The following is a 3,538-nucleotide window of genomic DNA, read 5'->3' on the forward strand; positions in this document are numbered from 1 at the left end:
AGATGTCTCGTGGGCTCGGCCATGATGGCGCACTCCTCGCGCGACACGATCTGGGCGCGGCGGCGCACGGGCTGGCCGAGACTACACAAAAAGGCATGCGCGCAGCTGGAATCTGCGGCCGGACTGGCATAGGGTTCGATCATGAAGCAGAATCACGGATTGACGAGCGCCACAGGCACGGCCGGCGCTGACGCGGTGAGGGAGGGGCAACCGTCCTCCGGTTTGCAGGCGATGGATGGGGCCGGCCTGCACGGATTCATCGCCGAACGGCAGCTGGCCGAGGCTCAGGCGCAGGAATATGCGCGGTTCCATGATCTGTCGCGTCGGACCGGCTTGCCGCTCGTCGCCAGTCATGTATCGGCGCTCAAGTTGCTCGGCATTGAGGTGCCGGAGCGATTCCGGGCCGGATTCGACGCGGCTGCGATGCATGTGGCAGTCGGGTCGAACGCTCAGCGCAGGGCATTGAAGGGGGTGCGGCTGCACGTGGTGGACGAGGCGTTGCTGATGGAGGAGACGTCGGCTGCGGCTGCGGATTTCGGCGTGGTCTCCCCGGAGCTGGCGCTCGCGCAAATGGCGTCGGTGCTGGACCTCTACGAACTGGTGATTCTCGGCGACTGCATGATGCGGCGTGGCGCCCAGAAGCACACGACCAAGGAGGCGGTCATCGCGTTTGTCGCGTATCACGGCGGTTTCCCCGGCCGCGCCAAGCTGATCGCCGCCATCCCGCTGATGCGTGAGGACACAGATTCATCGTATGAGACCAAACTGCGTTTGCTGGCGGCATGCCGTGGTCTCGGATCGGGGGACGTGAACCGGGAAATCGTCTCGCGCGGGCGTTCGTGGCATGGTGATGTGGTGTATGAGGAGTTGCGGGTGATTCTCGAATACGATGGCATGTTCCATATGACCGATGCGCGGCAGGGCGAGCATGACAAAGAGAAACGCGGCGGTTGGAGAAGCGACGGTTGGGAGGTCATGGAGGTCACCAAAGGCCGGTTGCGCACTCCCGAGTCGCGGGATGCGCTCGCGGATGATATTGCCCGCCTGTTCTCCAAGGCGCTCGATACATCGGTGAGGGCGTTGCCGTGCATTCCCGTGGAGAAGCTTGCCGATTGCCGTCGCCAGTATCGTGCCATCGGGATGGAAAACCGTCAGCTTGACCGGTATTTTCGCAATCAGCCCGTGACCTGGGAGGGGAAACGGCTCTCCAAAGGCTCATGCGTGTCGAACCGGCAGTCGCGTGGACGCGAATCGGCCTGATTTGAGGGCTATTCCGGAGTAGGCGGGCGTCTGATCAAGTATCGACGTGGATTTGCTGATATCGACACCCCAAAAACCGCCATTTTCCAATAGCCGATTAGCGGGAGATGCGCGTGCTACTCCGCCCCATGCCCGTCTACTCCGGAATGGCACTCAAAACAAGCTAAAACCGGGTGAAGGGGTGAGCCGTCGACGGCGATACGCGGTGAGCAGCGGTGAGAAGTCCTGAGCGGCACCGTGACGTTGCCATCCGGCTGTTTGCCACCGGTATGACGCGACGATTGATATCAGACAGCCGCCCTATGAGGCCTGCCGGCACAGACCTTGACTGCCAGGAACCATGATTGATGGCATTCGGCACTCGGACTCGCGCGCTTTTACAGCGTGCTGGCGTCTCACGCACGCTTTCGCGCCTGCGTGAGCTGATAGGCGGCGAGCAGCACCGCCAGCCAGATCACGCCGGCGATCACCGCCACCCGGTATCCGTCCGAGAAGCACATGAGCACCACGACCATCGCCAGAAACGCCAACACCACGTAGGGCATGACGCGTGCGCACGGCAGTTTGAACCGCAGCCGCCCGAGCGCCTCCTCGCCGCGCAGTCCGGCGAGCTCGCCCGGCCCGTCGCCCGCGGCGACCCGCCGACGGAAGTGCACTTCAGTCACCATGATCATCGACCAGTTGATGATGCCCGCGATCGTGGCGATCGACATGAGATAGTTGAACGCGAAATCCGGCCACAGGAACACCACGACCACGGCGGCCGCGGTGACGGCGACCGATACGAGCACCCCCGCGACCGGCACACCATGCCGGTTGAGCCGTCCGAACGCGGCCGGTGCATTGCCTTGGCGGGCCAGCGAGAACAGCATGCGTGAGTTCGCGTACAGGCCGGAATTGTAGACGCTCATCACCGCGGTAAGGCACACGAAGTTGAGGATTCCCGCCGCCGCATGCACGCCTACCGAGTCGAAGATCTGCACGAACGGGCTGGATGTGCCGTCGATGGTATCCCATGGCACGACCGCCATGATCACGCTGAGCGCGCCGATGTAGAACACGAGGATGCGCCAGATGATGCCGTTCGTGGCGCGCGGGATCGTGCGGCGCGGGTCCTCGGTTTCGCCTGCGGTGATGCCGATCAGCTCGGTGCCGCCGAAGCTGAACATCACCACGACGAGCGCCATGAGCAGGCCCGTCCACGTGCCGTCAGCGCCGCGCGTCATCAGCCCGTGCGGCAGCAGCCCGCCGTCCACGGTGAACAGGTTCGCGAAGCTCGCCTTCACTCCGGGCAGCGCCGTCGGCAGTCCCATCGCCACCACGGCCAGCCCGCCGACGATCATGGCTATCACGGCCGCGATCTTGATGATCGCGAACCAGAACTCGAATTCGCCGAACTTGCTCACGCCCAGCAGGTTCGCCGCGCCGATCACCACGAGGAACGCCGCCGCCGACGCCCATCGCGGGATCGCCGGGAACCAGTAGTTGACGAACGTGCCGACTACGCTCAGCTCCACCATCGACACGAGGATGTAGTTGAACCAGTAGTTCCAGCCGCTCACGAATCCGGCGCGCTTCGACCAGTAGCGGCTCGCGTAGTAGCTGAACGCGCCCGCGCGCGGGTCCTCGACCGACATCTCGCCCAGCGCGCGCACGATCATGAAGATCGCCAGCCCGCCGATCAGGTACGCGAGCAGCACGCTGGGTCCGGCGAGCGAGATCGAGTCGCTTGACCCGTAGAACAGTCCGGTGCCGATCGCCCCGCCCAGCGCGATCAGTTGCACGTGGCGGTTTTTCAGCGATTTGCGCAGTGTCGGCTCGGTGGTTGTCGGCTGCTGCGTCATCCGACCGTTCGCTTCGTCCATGCGACGACTCCTTTGATCCTGCGGTTTCATGGCCGGCTTCGTTGATCCGGCCTTGCTGCCCGTGCGTCCGTGCGCCTGCGCGGCCACCGTATCATACTACCGGCTTGCCGACCGCCTTCGCGCGACCGCCCGTACTCGTACGGTCGCGTACGGGTACGTTTTGTTGGGATTTCTTGACGGACCGTACTCGTATGGCGGCTACGGGTACGTTCCGTTGGGATTTTCTAACGGACCGTACTCGTACGGCTGCTACGGGTACGTTTCGTTGGGAATTCTTAACCGACCGTACTGGGAGCGGTTGGTTTGGGTACGTTTTGTTGGGAATTCTTAACCGACCGTACTCGTGCGGCGGCTACGGGTACGGTCCGTTATGCGGGGTTTCCGTCCCTCTTGACAGGCCCTTGACCCCGCCC

2 protein-coding genes are annotated in these 3,538 nt (G+C 63.6%); one reads left to right on the forward strand and one right to left on the reverse strand.

The annotated features are described in order from the left end of the window. The first annotated feature begins 222 nt into the window (after positions 1 to 222). Complete coding sequence (locus F7D09_RS10935) at positions 223 to 1,260, forward strand: hypothetical protein (RefSeq protein WP_152235514.1); 1,038 nt, start codon at positions 223 to 225, stop codon at positions 1,258 to 1,260. Between the two features lie 395 nt (positions 1,261 to 1,655). Here the strand turns inward: F7D09_RS10935 and F7D09_RS10940 are convergent, their stop codons facing one another. Next, entirely contained in the window at positions 1,656 to 3,125 is a 1,470-nt protein-coding gene (locus tag F7D09_RS10940; protein ID WP_152235515.1) for an amino acid permease, read from the reverse strand. Between the last annotated feature and the right edge of the window lie 413 nt (positions 3,126 to 3,538).

Origin of the sequence: Bifidobacterium leontopitheci (genome assembly GCF_009193355.1) — a bacterium.
Taxonomy (GTDB): Bacteria; Actinomycetota; Actinomycetes; order Actinomycetales; family Bifidobacteriaceae; genus Bifidobacterium; species Bifidobacterium leontopitheci.